The sequence below is a fragment of the Anaeromyxobacter sp. Red801 genome, assembly GCF_049201065.2.
Lineage (GTDB): Bacteria > Myxococcota > Myxococcia > Myxococcales > Anaeromyxobacteraceae > Anaeromyxobacter.
The window spans coordinates 4,352,218-4,368,275 of sequence record NZ_CM181236.1 but is presented as its reverse complement, the minus strand read 5'-3'; the positions used below and the strand labels follow the sequence as shown (position 1 = coordinate 4,368,275).

Genomic DNA, 16,058 nt, shown 5'->3' with positions numbered 1-16,058 from the left:
GGACCGCGCGACCGCGGCGGCGGCCGGCGCTGGCGCGCGGCGCGGCGGAAGGGTAGGAATCGGCCCAACGGAGGCCGCCTTGTCCACGCACTCGCTCACCCTCGACGTCCCGCGCGCGCGCGCCGAGGACCTCTCCGCCGAGCTCTGGGAGCTGGGCGCGTCCGGCGTGGAGGTGCGCGACGGCGAGGGGACGCCCATGCCCGGCCAGCCGCAGCCGGCGCCGGGCCGCGCGCTGCTCGTCGCCTGGTTCGCGGACCGCGCCACGGCCGAGGCCGCCGCGGACGCCGCGGGCGGCGGCGAGGTGGCGGAGGTGCCGGACGAGGACTGGGGCGAGACCTGGAAGAAGGGGCTCGGGCCGATGGTGATCGGCCGGGCGTTCGTGCGGCCGTCGTGGGTGGACGCGCCGGTGCCGCCGGGCCTCGCCGAGGTCGTGCTGGATCCGGGCATGGCGTTCGGGACCGGCACGCACCCGACCACCTCGCTCTGCCTGGCGGGCCTCTCGGACCTGCTCGCGGCGCGCCCGGGCGCGTCGGTGCTCGACGTGGGCACCGGGTCCGGGCTGCTCGCCATCGCGGCGCGGAAGCTCGGCGCGGGCCGGGTCACCGGCAACGACAACGACCCGGTGGCGGTCGCGGTGGCGCGCGAGAACGCGGCGCGGAACGGCGTGCCGGAGGTGGCGCTCACCGAGGCCGCGCTCCCGGCCATCGGCGGCGCCTTCGACCTCGTGGTCGCGAACATCCTCGCGAACACGCTCGTCGAGCTGGCGCCGGAGATCGCCGCGCGGCTCGCGCCCGGCGGCGCGGTGCTGCTCTCCGGGATCCTGACGCCGCAGGAGGACGAGGTGCGCGCGGCCTACCTGGCGCAGGGGCTGCGCCCGCTCGCGGGCGGCGACCGGCGCGAGGGGGAGTGGAGCCTGCTCGCGCTGGAGAAGCCGCGCGCGTGAGCCTGCGCCGCGTCCACCTCCCGCCGGAGCGGATCGGCGAGGGCAGGGCCGCGCTCACCGACGAGGCGCGCCACTACCTGCGCGACGTGCTGCGGCTCGCGCCCGGCGCGGCGGTGGAGCTGTTCGACGGCCGGGGCGGCGCCTGGGAGGCCACCGTCCTCGACGGCTTCGAGGCGCTCGCGCTCGGCGCGCGCCGCGCGGCGCCCGGGGCGGGCGCGCCGGTGTGGCTGCTCGTGGCGCTCGCCAAGGGCGAGAAGGTCGACCTCGTGGTGCAGAAGGCGACCGAGCTCGGCGCGGCGCGGATCGCGCCGTTCGCGGCGGAGCGCTCGGTGGTGCGGCTCGAGCCGGAGAAGGGCGAGGCGCGGGCGGCGCGCTGGCGGCGCATCGCCGGGGAGGCGGCGCGGCAGTGCGGGCGCGCCGACGTGCCGGAGGTGCGGGCGCCGGCGCCGCTCGAGGCCGCGCTCGCGGAGGTGCCGGCGGGCTTCGGCGCGTTCGTGTTCCACCCGGGCGGCGCGCCGCTCTCCGAGGCCGCGCCGTCGCCGGCGGGCGGCTACGCGGCGGTGGTCGGCCCGGAGGGCGGGCTCACCGACGCCGAGCGCGCGGCGTGCGCGCGCGCCGGGGCGCGGGCCACCTCGCTCGGGCCGCGCGTGCTGCGCGCCGAGACCGCCGCCATCGTCGCGGTCGCGCTGCTGCAGGCGCGCTTCGGCGACCTCCGCTGATCCTTCCGTCGACGGCCTCGCCCCGGGCGGATCTCCCGCGGCCGCGCGGTGCCGCGCTGCGCGACCCCTTTCCTTGACCCCCACCGGCGCCGACCGTAGCCTCGGGCCGTGCGATGCCCGAGGTGCCACCGCGAGGCCGTCCCGGGGACGGTGTTCTGCGCCGGCTGCGGCGCGCCGCTCGCGCTCGCGCCCGAGCCGCCGCCGCGGCCGCTCGACGCCTCGCTCAGCATCGACCGCCGCGGCGACGCGAGGCCGCCCGGCACGCCGCCGCCGCTCCGCGGGACGCCGCCGCCCCCGCCCGCCTCGGCCGCCGACACCTTCGTGTTCGGCGCTCCCCCGGTCCCGGCGCGGCCGGGCCGGGCGCGCGAGGTCGATCGCTCCGGGTGGGATCTGGGGCCCCCGCTCGGCGTGCGGCAGCCGGACGCACCGCCCCTGCGGGCGGCCGCGCCCGCCGCGGACGCCCCCGACGACGACTTCGAGTTCGGCCCGCTGCCCGACCTCCGGCCCGCGCCGGCCCGCGCCGCGCCCCCGCCGCCGGCCGCCTTCGCCGCGGCGCTCGAGGCCGGCCCGGAGGCCCTCGGCGCGCCCGCGGCGCCCGGCCAAGCGCTCGACGCCGCGCCCGGCCTCGCGCCGGAGGCCGCGCTGGACGCCGCCATCGACGTGGACGTGGACGCGGTCGAGATCCACCTGCGGCGCCCGGCCACCTGGCGGCGCGCCGCCTCGTGGGCCATCGACGTCCTGCCGTTCGCGGCGCTCGCGATCTGGGCGCTCCAGGCCATCGCCGGCGCGGTGCCGCTCGCGCCCGGCGAGGCGGGCGGCCCGGCGCACGCGCTCGACCTGGCGCTCCGCGACGGCGGCGCCATCGCGCTCCCGCTCGCGGCCGGCGCGGCCATCCTCGGCCTCGTGTACCAGACGCTGGGCCACGCGCTCGCGGGCGCCACCCTGGGCAAGCTCGCGCTCGGGCTGCGGGTGGTCGGTCCGGACGGCCGGCGCCCCACGCTGGCGCGGAGCGCGGCGCGGGCGGCGCTGTCCGCCGCGTCGGTGCTGCTGCTCGGGCTGGGGCTGCTCGCGGCGCTGTTCACGCGCAGCGGACGGTCGCTGCACGACCTCGCGGCGGGCACCTGGGTGGTCGAGGCGCCTTGACCCCCACACCGCGAACCCCATAGAACCGTCCCGTGCGGAGGGACCTGGCGCAGCTCTTGGTGGAGGAGGGCGCGATCCCCGCCGCCGCGGCGGAGCGCGCGGCCGCGCGCCAGGCCGAGGCCGGCGGCGCGCTCGACACCGCGCTCCTCGAGCTGGGCCTCGCCGGCGAGGACGTGGTCCTCCGCGCGCTGGAGCGCGCCAGCGGCCTCCCGGCCGCGCCGGACTGGGCCTGGGACGCGTCCGACGCGCGCGCGCGGCGGGTGTTCCCCTCGCGCGTGGCCGAGCGGCACGGCCTCGCGCCGTTCGCGCTCGACGGCCGCGAGCTCTCGCTCGTCGCCACCCACCCGGTGGACCTGGCGCTCCTCGACGAGATCAGCTTCATGCTCTCGCTCCACCTCACCCCGCACGTCGGGCCGGAGTGGCGGGTGCGCGCGCTCATCCACCGCCTGTACGGCGGCGCGCTCCCGCCGCGCCTCGCCGCCCTCGCGGCGGGCGGCGCCGCGGCCGCGACGCCGGGCGCGGAGGCGGCGGCGGCGGAGGCCGCGGAGCCGGCCGGCGCCGCGCCGGCCGCGCCGGAGCCGGACGCGGCGCCGCCGGCGGAATCGGATCCCGCGCCGCCCGCGCCGGAGCCCCCGGCCCCGGCGGCCGCCGGCTTCGACGACGCCGGCCCGCTCGAGCCGCTCGCGGCCGCGGTGGCGCAGGTGCTCGAGTCGGCGGACTTCTCCTTCCTGGACGCGGCGCCCGCGAGCCCGTCGCCCGGGCCGGCGGATGCCGGCGAGGGCGCGGATCCCGCCCCGGCCGCTCGCCCCTCGGCGGGCTCGGCGCGGGCGGATGCTCCCAGGGCTCCGCGCGACGGGGCCGCCGAGCCGCGCCCCGCGCCGCGGCGCATGGGCGAGGCGCCCGCGCCGGCGCGCGCGCCCGGCGCGCCGGGCCGCTGGACGCGGGCGGAGGCGCAGGCCGCGCTCGCCGCCGCCTCGGAGCGCGACGAGGTGCTGCGCGTCGTGCTGCGCTACGCGCGCGAGTTCTTCGCGTTCGCCGCCGTCTTCGCGGTGTCGCGCGACGCGGTGGCGGGCCACGACGCGCTCGGCGAGGAGGAGGGCGAGGACGCGCGCGCGCTGTGCCGCTCGGTCGCCATCTACACGAGCGATCCGGGCGTGTTCCACACCGCCGTCGAGACGCACGCGCCGCACCTCGGGCCCATCTCGCCGGAGCCCGCCGGGAACCGCGCCATCCTCGACGGCCTGGGGCGCGGGACGCCGCGCACCGTGCTGGTCCACCCGGTGGTGCTGCGCCAGCGCACCGCCTGCCTGCTCTACGCCGACAACGGCCCGGCGGCGGTCTCGCCGCGCCGCCTCGCCGACCTGGTGCTGTTCCTGGCCGGCCTCGCCCCGGCGCTCGAGCGCGTCATCCAGGCCCGCAAGCGCGCCCGCGGCGCCGCCGCCGAGGTCCCGCCCGCTGCGCCGGCCGAGCCGCCGCCGGCGGTCGCGCCCGCGCCGCCGCCGGCCCCGTCCCCGGTCCGCGCCGCCGCGCCGGCGCCGCCGGCGCCGCTCCCCGCGCCGTCCGCCGAGCCCTGGCAGGCGCACGAGCCCGCCGCGGCGCTCGCCGACCTCGAGGTGGACATCGACCTCTTCGAGGAGGAGCTCGGGGCGGCGGCGCCGCCCTCCGGCGCGGTCCGCTTCGACCCGGAGGCGGAGGTCACCGCGCTGCTCGAGACCGACCCCGGCTCGCTCGACCGGATCGCCGGGCTGGCCCGCCTGGCCGCGTTCCCGGAGGCGGCGCTCCCGGTGGTGTGGGCGCGCCTGCCGGGGCCGATCGAGTCCGACGAGGACGGCGCCTCGCCCACCGCGCTCGGCCCGCTCGCCGCCGCGCTCGCGGCGCTCGGCCCGGCGGCGGTGCCGGCCATGGTGGACGTGCTCCGCGACCGCGACCCGGTCCGGCGGCGCATCGCGGCGACCGTGCTGGGCGCGGCCGGCGACCCGTCCACCTTCCCGGCGCTCGCCGAGCGGGTGCTCGACCCGGACCCGCGCGTCGCCGGCGCCGCCATCGCCGCGCTCGCGGCGCACCGCCGCCACCCCGAGATGCGCGCGGTCCCGGAGAAGCTCCGCCGCGCGCTGCTCTCCGGGGTGGCCGCGCGGACCACGTTCGCCGCCCGGGCGCTCGGCGCGCTGCGCGACGCCGAGTCGGTGCCGCTCCTGGTGCAGGTGCTGGAGAGCTCGGAGCGCGAGCCGGCCGAGGCCGCCGCCGCGGCGCTCGCCGAGATCACCCTGCAGCGGCTCGGGACCGACCCGCGGCGCTGGCTGGCCTGGTGGAAGCAGAACCGCGGGCGCGGCCGCGCCGAGTGGCTGCTGTCCGGCCTGACCAGCGCCGAGCGCGAGGTGCGCGCCGCGGCCGCCGAGGAGCTGGCCCGCGCCGCCCCGCCGCCGGTGACGTACGAGGTCGACGCGCCCGCCCCCGAGCGCGAGGCTGCCGCGCGCCTCTGGGCCGGCTGGTGGGCGCGCTCCGGCCTGGTGCTGTAGGCCGGCCGACCCGCCCCGGACCTCGCCGCGCCCGCCCGGGTGACGCCGGCGCGCGAATCCTTGCGCCCCGCGGATCGCGGCGCCTATCCTCCGAGCCCCACGGCGAGACACCGGCCGAAGCGTCGGCGCGAGGTGCGCACATGCCCCATTCCGATCCCGATCCGCGCAGGGCCCTCCTCGACCGGCTCGACGCCGAGGCCGAGAAGGGCGGCGGGGACGAGCGGGTGGCGCGGCAGCACCGGGAGGGCAAGCTCACCGCCCGCGAGCGCATCGACGCGTTCCTCGACCCCGGCACCTTCGTCGAGATGGATCGCTTCAAGACCCACCGCTGCGCCGACTTCGGCATGGCCGAGCACAAGGTGCTGGGCGACGGCGTGGTCACCGGCTACGGCCTGGTGGAGGGCCGGCAGGTCTTCGTGTTCGCGCAGGACTTCACCGTGTTCGGCGGGTCGATCTCCGGCGCGGTGGCCGAGAAGATCTGCAAGGTGATGGACCGCGCCATGGAGGTGGGCTGCCCGGTGGTCGGCCTGAACGACTCCGGCGGCGCGCGCATCCAGGAGGGCGTGGTCTCGCTGGCGGGCTACGCCGAGATCTTCCTGCGCAACACGCTCGCCTCCGGCGTCATCCCGCAGCTCTCGGTGATCATGGGGCCGTGCGCCGGCGGCGCCGTCTACAGCCCGGCCATCACCGACTTCATCTTCATGGTGAAGGACACCTCGTACATGTTCATCACCGGCCCGGACGTGATCCGGGCGGTGACGCACGCCGAGGTGACGAAGGAGGACCTGGGCGGCGCGCGCACGCACGCGGCCCGCTCCGGCGTGGCGCACTTCGCGCTCGACACCGAGGAGGCCGCGCTGCGCGCGGTCCGCGAGCTGCTCTCGTTCCTGCCGCTCAACAACGTGGACGACCCGCCGGTCCAGCCCTGCGCCGACGACCCGGGCCGCCGCGACGAGCTCCTGAAGAGCATCGCGCCGGAGAACCCGGGCAAGGCGTACGACATGAAGGAGGTCGTCCGCGCGGTGGCCGACGACCGGCACTTCTTCGAGGTGGCCGAGCAGTTCGCGCCGAACATCGTGATCGGCTTCGCCCGCCTGAACGGCCGGCCGGTGGGCGTGGTGGCGAACCAGCCCGCGGTGCTGGCCGGCGTGCTCGACATCGACGCCTCGGTGAAGGCGGCGCGCTTCGTGCGGTTCTGCGACGCGTTCAACGTCCCGCTGCTCACGTTCGTGGACGTGCCCGGCTTCCTCCCCGGCACCGACCAGGAGTGGAACGGGATCATCGTGCACGGCGCGAAGCTGCTCTACGCCTACGCCGAGGCCACCGTGCCCAAGATCACCGTCATCACGCGCAAGGCGTACGGCGGCGCCTACGACGTGATGGCCTCGAAGCACATCCGCGCCGACGTGAACCTGGCCTGGCCCGGCGCCGAGATCGCGGTGATGGGGCCGGAGGGCGCGGTGAACGTCATCTTCCGCAAGGAGCTGCTGGCGGCGAAGGACCCGGTCGCCGAGCGCGCGCGGCTGGTGCAGGAGTACCGCGACCGGTTCGCGAGCCCGTACAAGGCCGCCGAGCTCGGCTACGTGGACGAGGTGATCCGCCCCGAGGACACGCGGCCGAGGGTGATCCGGGCGCTCGAGATGCTGCGCACCAAGCGCCAGGAGCTCCCGGCCAAGAAGCACGGGAACATCCCGCTGTAGCCCGCCCGCTACGCCGGGGGGATCGCCAGGCCCGCGCCGTCGGTGCGCGCGCCGGGCGGGGGCGGCTCCGCGCCGGTGCCGGCCTCGGCGAGCGGGCCGAGCGCGGTCCGGTCCACCCGCTCGCGCCCGGTGACGGCGCGCGCGCCGCGCGAGAGCAGCCAGCGCAGGCCGCGGACCGCGTCGCGCGCGAGCCGGCCCGGCGCGGCGGCCGAGAACAGCGGCGGCGCCTCGCTGGCGGCGCCGCCCAGGGCGCGCACGCCGGCGCCGTGGCCGTAGACGAGCTCGCCGCCGAGGTAGGCCGTGTAGGTCGCGGCCGCGGCCGCGGCCATCCCCGAGAGCGCGGTGGTGAGGCAGGCCCGGTTCCGGCTGCGCCAGGCCGCGACGCCGAACGCGGCCACCACCAGGCCCAGGTTGCCGATGCCGTGCAGGAACATCGCGTCGCGCGCGTGCTCGCTCGGGACCTCGATCTCCTGCGACGCGGCCATCCCGGCGAGCCCGGCGGCGAGGCCGCCCGCCGCCGCGGACCACCACAGCGCCCGCCCCACCGCGTCGAGGCCGCGATCGCGCGGCCGCGCGGTCGCCACGAGGTCCGCGATGGCGGCGGCCGGCAGGAGCGCCAGCGGCGCGTGGACGATCGCGGGGTGCAGCTCGTGCGTGCGCATCGGCATCGGGGAACCCTCCCGACGGCACGGTGCGGCGGGGGCGGCGCGCGGGCAATCGACGCGCGCCCTCCCCCTCGTCCCCGCCGCGGCCGGCGGGGCGCGCGCCTGCCCGGCGCGAGCGGGCCCGCAAACGTCGCGGGCCCGGCCCCTCTGCCGAGGAGACCGGGCCCGTGCGCAGCGCGAGGGCGCGTCCGACTACACCTTGCGGACGTTCGCGGCCTGGAGGCCCTTCGGCCCCTTCACCACGTCGAACTCCACCTTCTGCCCCTCGGCGAGGCTCTTGAAGCCGTCGCCCGAGATCGCGCTGTAGTGGCAGAAGACGTCCTCACCACCGTCGTCCTGGGTGATGAAGCCGAAGCCCTTCGCGTCGTTGAACCACTTCACGGTACCGGTCGCCATGCACTTCTCTTTTCTTCGATTCGATCCGCCGGGGATGACGTTCGATCCAACCGAGCAGACGGTGGACGAAATTTTGTGTATCCGAATTTTATTCGTCCGTCGAGATGTCGTCCCGACCGGGGGTTCCTGACAGTGAACGTCGGGCGTCCGCTCAGGCGGCCGCGCCCACCGCGTCCGGCCGGGCCTGCGCCGGTGCGTCGGAAGGCCGCGCCTCGGCGGCGAGGCGCAGCTCCAGATCGGCGAGGATCTCCGCAGCCGTGGGCAATTGCCCCGCGTCGCGTTCCCCGATCCGGGTGATGCTCTGCCCCGTGTAGAAGAGCCCGGCCTCGGTGTCCCCGTGCACCGCCGCCTCGAGCAGCGCGTCGGTGATGCAGAAGCTCTCCTTGAACCCGGACGCGCGGGCCTTGCAGAGCCCCTCGCCCAGGCACTGGATGCAGGAGCTCCGCCGCCCGCGGTAGCCGTCCTTGCCGAAGTACCAGAGCTTGGAGCGCGGCGGCACCGCCTCCCCGCGCGCGAGCCGCTCGGTGAACGCGTTGCGCACCGCGCGCGCCTTCATGCCCTTCACGCAGCTCGTGATGATCACCACGTCGTCCTCGCCCTTGGCGAGGTGCATCTGCTTGAAGGCGGGGTGGACGTCGCCGTCCGAGCAGGCGAGGAAGCGGGTCGCCATCTGCACGCCCGCCGCGCCGGCCGCGAGGAAGCGCGAGAGGTCGGAGGCGTCCACGCCGCCCGCCGCGATCACCGGGAGCGAGGTCGCCGCGATCACCTCGTCCACCAGCGTGGGCAGCGGGTGGCCGATGTCGCCGATGTGGCCGCCCGCCTCGGCGCCCTCCGCGACCACGAAGTCCGCGCCCCACTTCTCGTACATGGCGGCGAGCCGCCCGGAGGAGACGATGCCGCAGAACGGCACGCCGTCCTCGCGGCACCAGCGCACGATCTCGCGCGAGATGCCGGCGCCCTGCACGAGGAAGGACACCTTCTCCTCGATCGACACGCGCGCCAGCGCCTCGAAGTCGTCCTTGTTGATGGCGGCCATGAGGTTCACGCCGACGAAGCCGCCCGGCGCCTCGGCCCGCGCGCGGCGGATCTCGCCGCGGAGCTGCTCGGGGGTCTTCAGCACCGCCGAGATGGTCCCGACGCCGACCAGCCGGTCGCCGCGGTGGCGCGCCACCTTGCCGGCGAGGCCGTCCGAGGCGTGGATGCCCATCCCGCCCTGCACCAGCAGGCGCTTGCCGGCGCGCACCAGCGCCTCGATCGCCGCGCGATCGAGGCGCGGGAACGGCGCGGCGGTTTCCTCGGCGTGAACGGGGGTCGCGTCGGCGGTCATGTCGGCTCCATCGCGCCCGATGGGGAGGGGGGCGCGAGGAGGCGGAAGCTACCCTCGCCGTGTCACGCCCATGTCACCGTTTCCTCGACGCGGCGCGCCGGCGCGGCGCGGCTCGGACGCACGGTCTCGCCGATTGGTGAATCGGTCCCCCGGCGCGCACCCGGGGGTCGCGCCCCGCGCGCGGTGCCACCCGATCACGCACCGCGGCGAAGTGGGGTAGGCTCGGCGCGCCGCGCCATGACGACCACCCCCGCGCCCAGCCCCGCCCCCCTCGTCGTCGCCGTGGACATGGGCTACGGGCACCTCCGCGCCGCGAGCGCGCTCGCCGACGCGCTCGGCACCGAGGTGCTGAAGGTCGATCGCGCCCCGGTGGCCGGGCCGGAGGAGGAGCGGCTCTGGCAGCGGGTGCGCCGGGGCTACGAGGCCATCTCGCGGCTCTCGCAGGTGCCGGTGGCCGGCCGGCCGCTCGCCTGGGCGCTCGACTCGATCACCGACATCCCCGGCTCCACCCCCGCCGCGATCTCTCCGCGCCCACCCGCGGCGTGCGCGCGCTGGAGCGGCTGGCGCGGAACGATCTGGGCGCCGGGCTGGTGGCGCGGCTCCGCGCCGAGGGCGCGCCGCTCCTCACCACGTTCTACTCGCCCGCCATCGTGGCCGACCGGGCCGGGATCGAGCGGGTGTACTGCGTCGCGACCGACACCGACCTGAACCGGATCTGGGCGCCGCTCGAGCCCGCCCGCACCCGCATCCAGTACCTCGTCCCCACCCGGCGCGCCGCGCGCCGGCTGCTCGCCTACGGCGTGCCCGCGCAGCGGATCACCTTCACCGGCTTCCCGCTCCCGGACGCGCTCCTGGGCGGGCCGTCGCTGCCGGTGCTGAAGCGCAACCTGGCCGCGCGCCTGGTGCGCCTCGATCCCACCGGCGAGTTCCGCCGCTCCGTGCCCGAGGAGCTGGCGGTGTTCCTGGGCGCGCTGCCGCGCGAGGAGGAGGGGAAGCCGGCGCAGCTCACCTTCGCGGTGGGCGGCGCGGGCGCGCAGGCGGCGATGGCGGACGCGTTCCTGCCCGGCCTCCGGCCCGCGCTCGAGTCGGGCGCGATGCGCCTCGCGCTCGTGGCCGGCACGAGGCCGGAGGTGGAGGCGCGCTTCCGGGAGGCGCTGCGGCGCGCGGGGCTGGAGCCGCTCCTCGGCGGCGCGGTGGAGATCCTGCGCGCGCCCTCGTTCGGCGAGTACTACGCCCGGTTCAACGCGCTGCTCGCGCGCACCGACGTGCTCTGGACCAAGCCCTCCGAGCTCACGTTCTACGGCGCGCTGGGCCTGCCGCTCGTGCTCGCGCCGCCCGTGGGCGTGCACGAGCGCTACAACCGCCGCTGGGCGCGCGAGAGCGGCGCCGGGCTGAAGCAGCGCGACGCGCGCTTCGCGGCGGAGTGGCTGTCCGACTGGCTCGCCGACGGGCTGCTCGCGGCGGCCGCCTGGGCGGGCTACCTGCACCTGCCGAAGTTCGGGCTGTACCGCGTGCTCGAGGCGGTGGCTCGCGCGCCGGCCGCGAACGTCGCGCCGTAAGGGTTTCTTCTCACGGGGCTGCGCCCCGCCCCACGGACCCTGAGCCTGTCGAAGGGGCCGCGGGGCCCCACCCAGCTGCGCGGGGCCCGTGACCTCGCGCGCCCGCCTTCGCGGGCTCGCACGAGGTCCCCGCGGGCGCGGCATTGCCGCGCTTCGGGGCTGCGCCCCCGCGCATACGGGCCTTGCACACCCTTGCGGGATGGCCGGTCCGGGGCGAGGATGCGCCCGCGATGCTGGCGGTCTTCTCGTTCGTCTACTGGATCTTCTTCGTCCTCACGCTGCCGTTCCTGTTCGCGGTGGCGCTCGTCGTGTTCGCGCTCACCGCGCCGTTCGACCGGCGCCGGGTGGCGCTCCAGCTCTGGTCGTGCGCGTGGGCGTCGTTCTACGTGGTGGTGAACCCGCTGTGGCGCTCGCGCGTGGTCGGACGCGAGAAGCTGCCCTGGGACGGCGCCGCGGTGCTGGTCGCGAACCACCTCTCCATGCTCGACATCCTGGTGCTGTACGGCGTGTTCCGGCCGTTCAAGTGGGTGTCGAAGGCGGAGCTGTTCCGGGTGCCGTTCGTGGGCTGGAACATGTGGCTGAACGACTGCGTGCCGGTGTGGCGCGGCGACCGCGAGTCGGTGCGGAAGATGATGGCCCACTGCCGCGCCCACCTCGCGCGCGGCGCGCCGGTGATGATCTTCCCCGAGGGCACGCGCTCGCCGGACGGGCGGCTGCAGGCGTTCAAGGACGGCGCGTTCCGGCTGGCGGTGGACGCGAACGTCCCGGTCATCCCCATCGCCGTCAGCGGCACCTCCGAGGCGCTGCCGAAGCACGGGGTGGTGCTCCGCCAGCGCATGCGCGCCGAGGTGCGCGTGCTCGACCCGATCCACCCGTCGTCGTTCGAGGACCCGGCCGCGCTCCGCGACGCGGTCCGCGACGCGATCGCCGCCGCGCTCCCGCCGGAGCACCGGCCCGGCCTCTGACGGGGCTGCGCCCCGCCCCGCCCCGCGGCGCGGCGCCCGGGCTCCCCCGGCCCGCGCCCCGCGCAGGCGGTGCCCGCGCGCGACGCCGGCCGCAAGCTACCGGGATGATCTCGCACACGTACGAGGTGGCCGGCGGGGTGGGCGCGCGCACGCCCGGCGCGATCGGCCCGGACGAGCTCGACGGGCGCGCGGACTGGGTGGAGCTCCCGGCGCGCGGCGCGGGCGATCTGCTGGAGCGGCTGGAGGCGCGGCTCGGCTCCGAGGCCCGGACGCGCAAGGTGCTGCTGGCGGTGCTCGCCCCGCTCCGCGGCGCGCTCGACGGTCCGGCGCTCGCGGGGATCCTCGCCCACCTGCCGCACCGCTTCGCGCGCGAGCTCCGGGAGGCGGAGTGGAACCTGAACGCGCCGGTGCCCGAGGCGGCGACCGGCGCCGACTACCTGGCCGCGGTCGCGCGGCTGCTGCAGCACCCGCCGCGGCAGGCGGCCGCCTACGTGCTCGCCGTGCTCGCGGCGCTGCACGAGGTGATGGGCCCGGCCGCGCGCGACGTCGCCGACCGGCTCCCGCCCGACCTCGCCGAGCTGTGGCGCGGCGTCAGGGAGCCGGGGTCGGCGCTCGAGGAAGCCGCGCCGTGATCACGGTCTCGCCGTCCGAGGTGATCGAGATCTCGCCGCCGTGGCCGCGCACGATCTCCCGCGAGATGTAGAGCCCGAGCCCCAGGCCCGAGCCCTTGCGGCTCTTCTCGTCCGGCGGGCGCGAGAACGGCTCGAACAGGTGCTCGAGCACCTCCGGCGGCACCGGCGGCCCGGTGTTGCGCACCCGGAGCACGCACGCGTCCGGCTCGCCCGAGAGCTCCACCCGCACCGGCGAGGCGGGGTCGCCGTGGTCCACCGCGTTCGAGACCAGGTTGGAGATCACCTGCTCCAGGCGATCGGGATCCCAGGCGCCCGACACGTCGCCCCGGACCTCGACGGTGATCTCGCGCCCCGGGTTCACCGCGCCGAGCTCGTCCACGGGACGGCGCGCGATCTCGTCGAGCCGCGCCGGGCGGCGGTCGATGGGCATGCCGTTGCCGAGCCGGGTGCGGGTGTACGAGAGCAGGTCGGCGATGATCCGCGCCATGCGCCCGGCCGAGCTGCGCATCCGCTCGATCGCGCGCGCCTGCCAGCCCTCCAGCCCGCCGCGCTTCTGCAGGAGCGCGGCGGACATGTGGACGGCGCCGAGCGGGTTGCGCAGGTCGTGGCCGACGATGCCGAGGATGTAGTCCACCGCGCGCCGGCGCGAGTCCACCTCCGCGAGCGCGCGCCGCGCGGCCTCCTCGGCCGACTCGTGCGCGCGGCGCAGCCGCCCGCGCTCGAGCGCCAGCCCGGCGCGGTCCGCCGCGAGGCGGAGCAGCGCCAGCGCCTCGGGCTCGAACCCGCCCTCGCCGCGCGTCCCCATCACCAGGAGCGCGCCGCCGCCCGCGGCCGCCGCCGCGCCGGCGCGCGCGCCCGCGGGGAGCGGCCAGCCCGGCTCGGCGCGCACCCACGGCGCGCCCGCCGCGAGCCCGGCGCCGCCGTCGGCCGGCGCGGGCGGGCGCCCGTCGCCCCCGACCTCCGCCGCGATCGCGAGCCGCCCGTCGTCGTCGGGCACGAGCAGCACCGCGGCGTCCACCGCGGGCACCGCGTCGGCGAGCGCCGAGACGATCCGGCGCAGCGCGTGCTCCTCGGGCTCGATCGCGAGCAGCCGGTCGAGGGCGCCCAGCACGTCCACCCGGCCCGGCGCCGGGGCCGCCTGGCCGGCCTCGTGACCGGGCGCGTCGTGCGGGGCCATGACGGGGATCCTGGGGGCGGTTTACTCGCCGCGGAACCCCCCGGCACAGGCCGATCGGGGCAGCGCCGCCGGTGCCCCGCCCGGCGGCGCGGGACGGCCTCGCCGCGCCCGCCCGGCGGCGGCCCCGCGCTTTACCGCGCAGGTCCGGGCGGCTATCGTGGCGGACCCCGGGGCGGCCGGGGGCCCCGCCGCGGTCCGCCCCGACGGTTCCGCGCATGAGCCCGACGAGACCCATCGAGAAGGTGCTGGTCGCGAACCGCGGCGAGATCGCGGTGCGCGTGATGCGCACCTGCCGCGAGATGCGGATCCCCACGGTGGCGGTCTACTCCGAGGCGGATCGCGGCGCGCTCCACGTCCGCAAGGCCGACGAGGCGGTGTTCATCGGCCCCGCGCCTGCGCGCGAGAGCTACCTCTCCATCGAGCGGATCCTGGACGCCTGCCGGCGCACCGGCGCCGACGCGGTGCACCCCGGCTACGGGTTCCTCTCCGAGAACGCCGAGCTGGCCCGCGCGCTCGACCGGGCCGGCATCGCGCTCGTCGGCCCGCCCGCCGCGGCGATGGACGCCATGGGCGTGAAGACCACCGCCCGGCGCAACATGGCCGCCGCCGGCGTGCCGGTGGTGCCCGGCTCGGAGGAGCCGTTCGCCGAGGAGGCCGAGGCGCGCGCGTTCGCGGAGCGGATCGGCTTCCCGGTGATGATCAAGGCGGCCGCGGGCGGCGGCGGCAAGGGCATGAAGAGGTGCGACCGCGCCGAGGACTTCGCCGCGCTGTGGCAGTCGGCGCGGCGCGAGGCGACGGCCGCGTTCGGCGACGATCGGCTCTACCTCGAGAAGTTCCTCGAGAAGCCGCGCCACGTCGAGATCCAGGTCTTCGCGGACCAGCACGGCAACTGCGTGTGGCTGGGCGAGCGCGAGTGCTCGGTGCAGCGGCGCCAGCAGAAGGTCATCGAGGAGACGCCGAGCGCGGTGCTCGACGACCGGCTGCGCGAGGCCATGGGCGAGGTGGCCGTCCGCGCCGCCCGCGCGGTGGGCTACGTGGGCGCCGGCACGGTCGAGCTGCTGGTGGACGCGCACCGCAACTTCTACTTCCTCGAGATGAACACCCGGCTCCAGGTGGAGCACCCGGTCACCGAGATGGTCACCGGGCTCGACCTGGTGCGCATGCAGCTCGAGGTGGCGCGGGGCGAGCGGATCCTGGCCCAGGAGCAGGTGCAGCGGCGCGGCCACGCCATCGAGGCGCGCGTCTACGCCGAGGACCCGGCCCGCGGGTTCCTCCCGCAGCCGGGCAAGATCACCTACCTGCGCGTGCCGGGCGGCCCCGGGATCCGCGACGACTCCGGCGTGTACGCGGGGTGGGTGGTGCCGCAGTGGTACGACCCGATGATCTCGAAGCTGGTCGCCTGGGCGCCCACCCGCCCGCAGGCCATCGACCGGCTCATCCGCGCGCTGGGCGAGTACGTGGTGCACGGCATCGGCACGAACCTGGGCTGGCTGGCGGCCGCGCTCGATCACCCCGAGTTCCGGTCCGGCGACTACGACACCGGCTTCTGCGCCCGGCACGCGAAGGCGCTCGTCCGGCCGCCGGATCCCTCGCTGGAGCGGGTGGCGCTCATCGCGGCGGCGGTCGCCGCGTTCAAGCGCGAGCGGGACGCGGCCGAGGCGCACGCGGCCCGGGCCGGGCAGGGGGCGGCGCGCTCCGGCTGGGCGCGCGCCGGCCGCCTGCGGGCGCTGCGCGGGGGCGGCCGATGAAGACCTACGTGGCGCTGCTCGACGGCGGGAAGCGCGAGGTGGCGGTCGGGGTGACCCGGCTCGCCACCGGGCAGTACGAGGTGCGCATCGGCGACGAGGTGCACCGGGTGGACGCGTACCCGCACGACTACGGGACGCTGTCGCTGCTGGTGGACACGCGCAGCTACTCGGCCATGCTCGACGAGCGCGGCGCGAAGGTGCACGTGCAGGTGGACGGCTCGGTGTTCCCGCTCGAGCTCCTCGACGAGCGGAAGCTGCGCATGCGCCGGGCCTCGCCGCGCGCGAGCGTGGAGGGCCGGCGGGCGGTGACCGCGCCGATGCCGGGGCGGGTGGTGAAGGTGCTGGTGGCGCCGGGGGACGCGGTGCGGGCCGGCCAGCCGCTGGTGGTCGTCGAGGCGATGAAGATGGAGAACGAGATGAGGAGCCCGAAGGACGGCAAGGTGGTCGAGGTTCGCGTCGTCGAGGGCCAGGCGGTCGAGGGCAGCGCGTTGCTCTGCGCGGTGGAGTAGCGGCGCCGCGCCTCCCACTCCCAACCGGCGCCCCCCGTGACGGGCGCGCCGTGCTCCAC

At 77.5% G+C, this 16,058-nt stretch carries 14 protein-coding genes; 10 read left to right on the top strand and 4 right to left on the bottom strand.

Annotated features, from left to right (window positions below; translation table 11 throughout):
• Positions 1 to 79 precede the first annotated feature (79 nt).
• The 5 genes from prmA to ACOQFB_RS20100 all read left to right on the top strand — a co-directional run bounded on the left by prmA (position 80) and on the right by ACOQFB_RS20100 (position 7,021).
• On the top strand, positions 80 to 943 hold the full coding sequence (prmA, locus tag ACOQFB_RS20120) for a 50S ribosomal protein L11 methyltransferase (RefSeq protein ID WP_421610911.1): 864 nt from the start codon (positions 80 to 82) through the stop codon (positions 941 to 943).
• The gene (locus ACOQFB_RS20115) at positions 940 to 1,662 is read left to right on the top strand and encodes a 16S rRNA (uracil(1498)-N(3))-methyltransferase (RefSeq protein ID WP_421610912.1); all 723 of its coding nucleotides are present in this window, start codon (positions 940 to 942) and stop codon (positions 1,660 to 1,662) included. The genes prmA and ACOQFB_RS20115 overlap by 4 nt, the downstream gene beginning before the upstream one ends.
• 108 nt (positions 1,663 to 1,770) lie before the next feature.
• Positions 1,771 to 2,805, top strand: a complete 1,035-nt coding sequence (locus ACOQFB_RS20110) for an RDD family protein (protein WP_421610913.1) — start codon at positions 1,771 to 1,773, stop codon at positions 2,803 to 2,805.
• A 32-nt stretch (positions 2,806 to 2,837) separates the two neighbouring features.
• Positions 2,838 to 5,321, top strand: a complete 2,484-nt coding sequence (locus tag ACOQFB_RS20105) for a GspE/PulE/PilB domain-containing protein (protein WP_494492345.1) — start codon at positions 2,838 to 2,840, stop codon at positions 5,319 to 5,321.
• Positions 5,322 to 5,461: 140 nt separating this feature from the next.
• Positions 5,462 to 7,021, top strand: a complete 1,560-nt coding sequence (locus ACOQFB_RS20100) for an acyl-CoA carboxylase subunit beta (protein WP_421609655.1) — start codon at positions 5,462 to 5,464, stop codon at positions 7,019 to 7,021.
• 8 nt (positions 7,022 to 7,029) lie between these two features.
• Here ACOQFB_RS20100 and ACOQFB_RS20095 read toward each other — a convergent pair whose 3' ends face one another.
• The 3 genes from ACOQFB_RS20095 to ACOQFB_RS20085 form a co-directional block, all read right to left on the bottom strand.
• On the bottom strand, positions 7,030 to 7,689 hold the full coding sequence (locus ACOQFB_RS20095) for a DUF2231 domain-containing protein (protein ID WP_421609654.1): 660 nt from the start codon (positions 7,687 to 7,689) through the stop codon (positions 7,030 to 7,032).
• Positions 7,690 to 7,878: 189 nt separating this feature from the next.
• On the bottom strand, positions 7,879 to 8,082 hold the full coding sequence (locus tag ACOQFB_RS20090; RefSeq protein ID WP_011419311.1) for a cold-shock protein: 204 nt from the start codon (positions 8,080 to 8,082) through the stop codon (positions 7,879 to 7,881).
• 151 nt (positions 8,083 to 8,233) lie between these two features.
• Positions 8,234 to 9,409, bottom strand: coding sequence for an NAD(P)H-dependent flavin oxidoreductase (locus ACOQFB_RS20085; protein WP_421609653.1), 1,176 nt, complete (start codon positions 9,407 to 9,409; stop codon positions 8,234 to 8,236).
• A gap of 542 nt (positions 9,410 to 9,951) precedes the next feature.
• Between ACOQFB_RS20085 and ACOQFB_RS20080 the strand changes: the two genes are divergently transcribed.
• The 3 genes from ACOQFB_RS20080 (at position 9,952) to ACOQFB_RS20070 (ending at position 12,565) form a co-directional block, all read left to right on the top strand.
• Positions 9,952 to 10,968 carry a hypothetical protein gene (locus ACOQFB_RS20080; RefSeq protein ID WP_494492344.1) on the top strand — a complete coding sequence of 339 codons (1,017 nt, stop codon included), beginning with the start codon at positions 9,952 to 9,954 and terminating at the stop codon, positions 10,966 to 10,968.
• A 230-nt stretch (positions 10,969 to 11,198) separates the two neighbouring features.
• Positions 11,199 to 11,933, top strand: a complete 735-nt coding sequence (locus tag ACOQFB_RS20075) for a lysophospholipid acyltransferase family protein (RefSeq protein ID WP_059439111.1) — start codon at positions 11,199 to 11,201, stop codon at positions 11,931 to 11,933.
• A 104-nt stretch (positions 11,934 to 12,037) separates the two neighbouring features.
• On the top strand, positions 12,038 to 12,565 hold the full coding sequence (locus ACOQFB_RS20070) for a DUF2267 domain-containing protein (protein WP_059439112.1): 528 nt from the start codon (positions 12,038 to 12,040) through the stop codon (positions 12,563 to 12,565).
• Here the strand turns inward: ACOQFB_RS20070 and ACOQFB_RS20065 are convergent.
• Positions 12,525 to 13,742, bottom strand: a complete 1,218-nt coding sequence (locus tag ACOQFB_RS20065) for a sensor histidine kinase (protein WP_421609652.1) — start codon at positions 13,740 to 13,742, stop codon at positions 12,525 to 12,527. The two genes, ACOQFB_RS20070 and ACOQFB_RS20065, sit on opposite strands and share 41 nt — an antisense overlap.
• A 215-nt stretch (positions 13,743 to 13,957) precedes the next feature.
• Between ACOQFB_RS20065 and ACOQFB_RS20060 the strand changes: the two genes are divergently transcribed.
• Positions 13,958 to 15,490 (top strand): acetyl-CoA carboxylase biotin carboxylase subunit, encoded by a 1,533-nt coding sequence (locus tag ACOQFB_RS20060; protein WP_059439485.1) that lies wholly within the window; start codon positions 13,958 to 13,960, stop codon positions 15,488 to 15,490.
• Positions 15,487 to 15,999 carry an acyl-CoA carboxylase biotin carboxyl carrier protein subunit gene (locus ACOQFB_RS20055; protein WP_059439486.1) on the top strand — a complete coding sequence of 171 codons (513 nt, stop codon included), beginning with the start codon at positions 15,487 to 15,489 and terminating at the stop codon, positions 15,997 to 15,999. Before ACOQFB_RS20060 ends, ACOQFB_RS20055 begins: the two co-directional genes overlap by 4 nt.
• Positions 16,000 to 16,058 lie beyond the last annotated feature (59 nt).

What these genes read in the sequence shown, in the direction of transcription:
- ACOQFB_RS20100 (WP_421609655.1), top strand. Translation starts at nt 5,462, where the DNA reads ATGCCCCATTCCGATCCCGATCCGCGCAGGGCCCTCCTCGACCGGCTC.
- ACOQFB_RS20095 (WP_421609654.1), bottom strand. Translation starts at nt 7,689, where the DNA reads ATGCCGATGCGCACGCACGAGCTGCACCCCGCGATCGTCCACGCGCCG.
- ACOQFB_RS20090 (WP_011419311.1), bottom strand. Translation starts at nt 8,082, where the DNA reads ATGGCGACCGGTACCGTGAAGTGGTTCAACGACGCGAAGGGCTTCGGC.
- ACOQFB_RS20085 (WP_421609653.1), bottom strand. Translation starts at nt 9,409, where the DNA reads ATGACCGCCGACGCGACCCCCGTTCACGCCGAGGAAACCGCCGCGCCG.
- ACOQFB_RS20075 (WP_059439111.1), top strand. Translation starts at nt 11,199, where the DNA reads ATGCTGGCGGTCTTCTCGTTCGTCTACTGGATCTTCTTCGTCCTCACG.
- ACOQFB_RS20070 (WP_059439112.1), top strand. Translation starts at nt 12,038, where the DNA reads ATGATCTCGCACACGTACGAGGTGGCCGGCGGGGTGGGCGCGCGCACG.
- ACOQFB_RS20065 (WP_421609652.1), bottom strand. Translation starts at nt 13,742, where the DNA reads ATGGCCCCGCACGACGCGCCCGGTCACGAGGCCGGCCAGGCGGCCCCG.
- ACOQFB_RS20060 (WP_059439485.1), top strand. Translation starts at nt 13,958, where the DNA reads ATGAGCCCGACGAGACCCATCGAGAAGGTGCTGGTCGCGAACCGCGGC.
- ACOQFB_RS20055 (WP_059439486.1), top strand. Translation starts at nt 15,487, where the DNA reads ATGAAGACCTACGTGGCGCTGCTCGACGGCGGGAAGCGCGAGGTGGCG.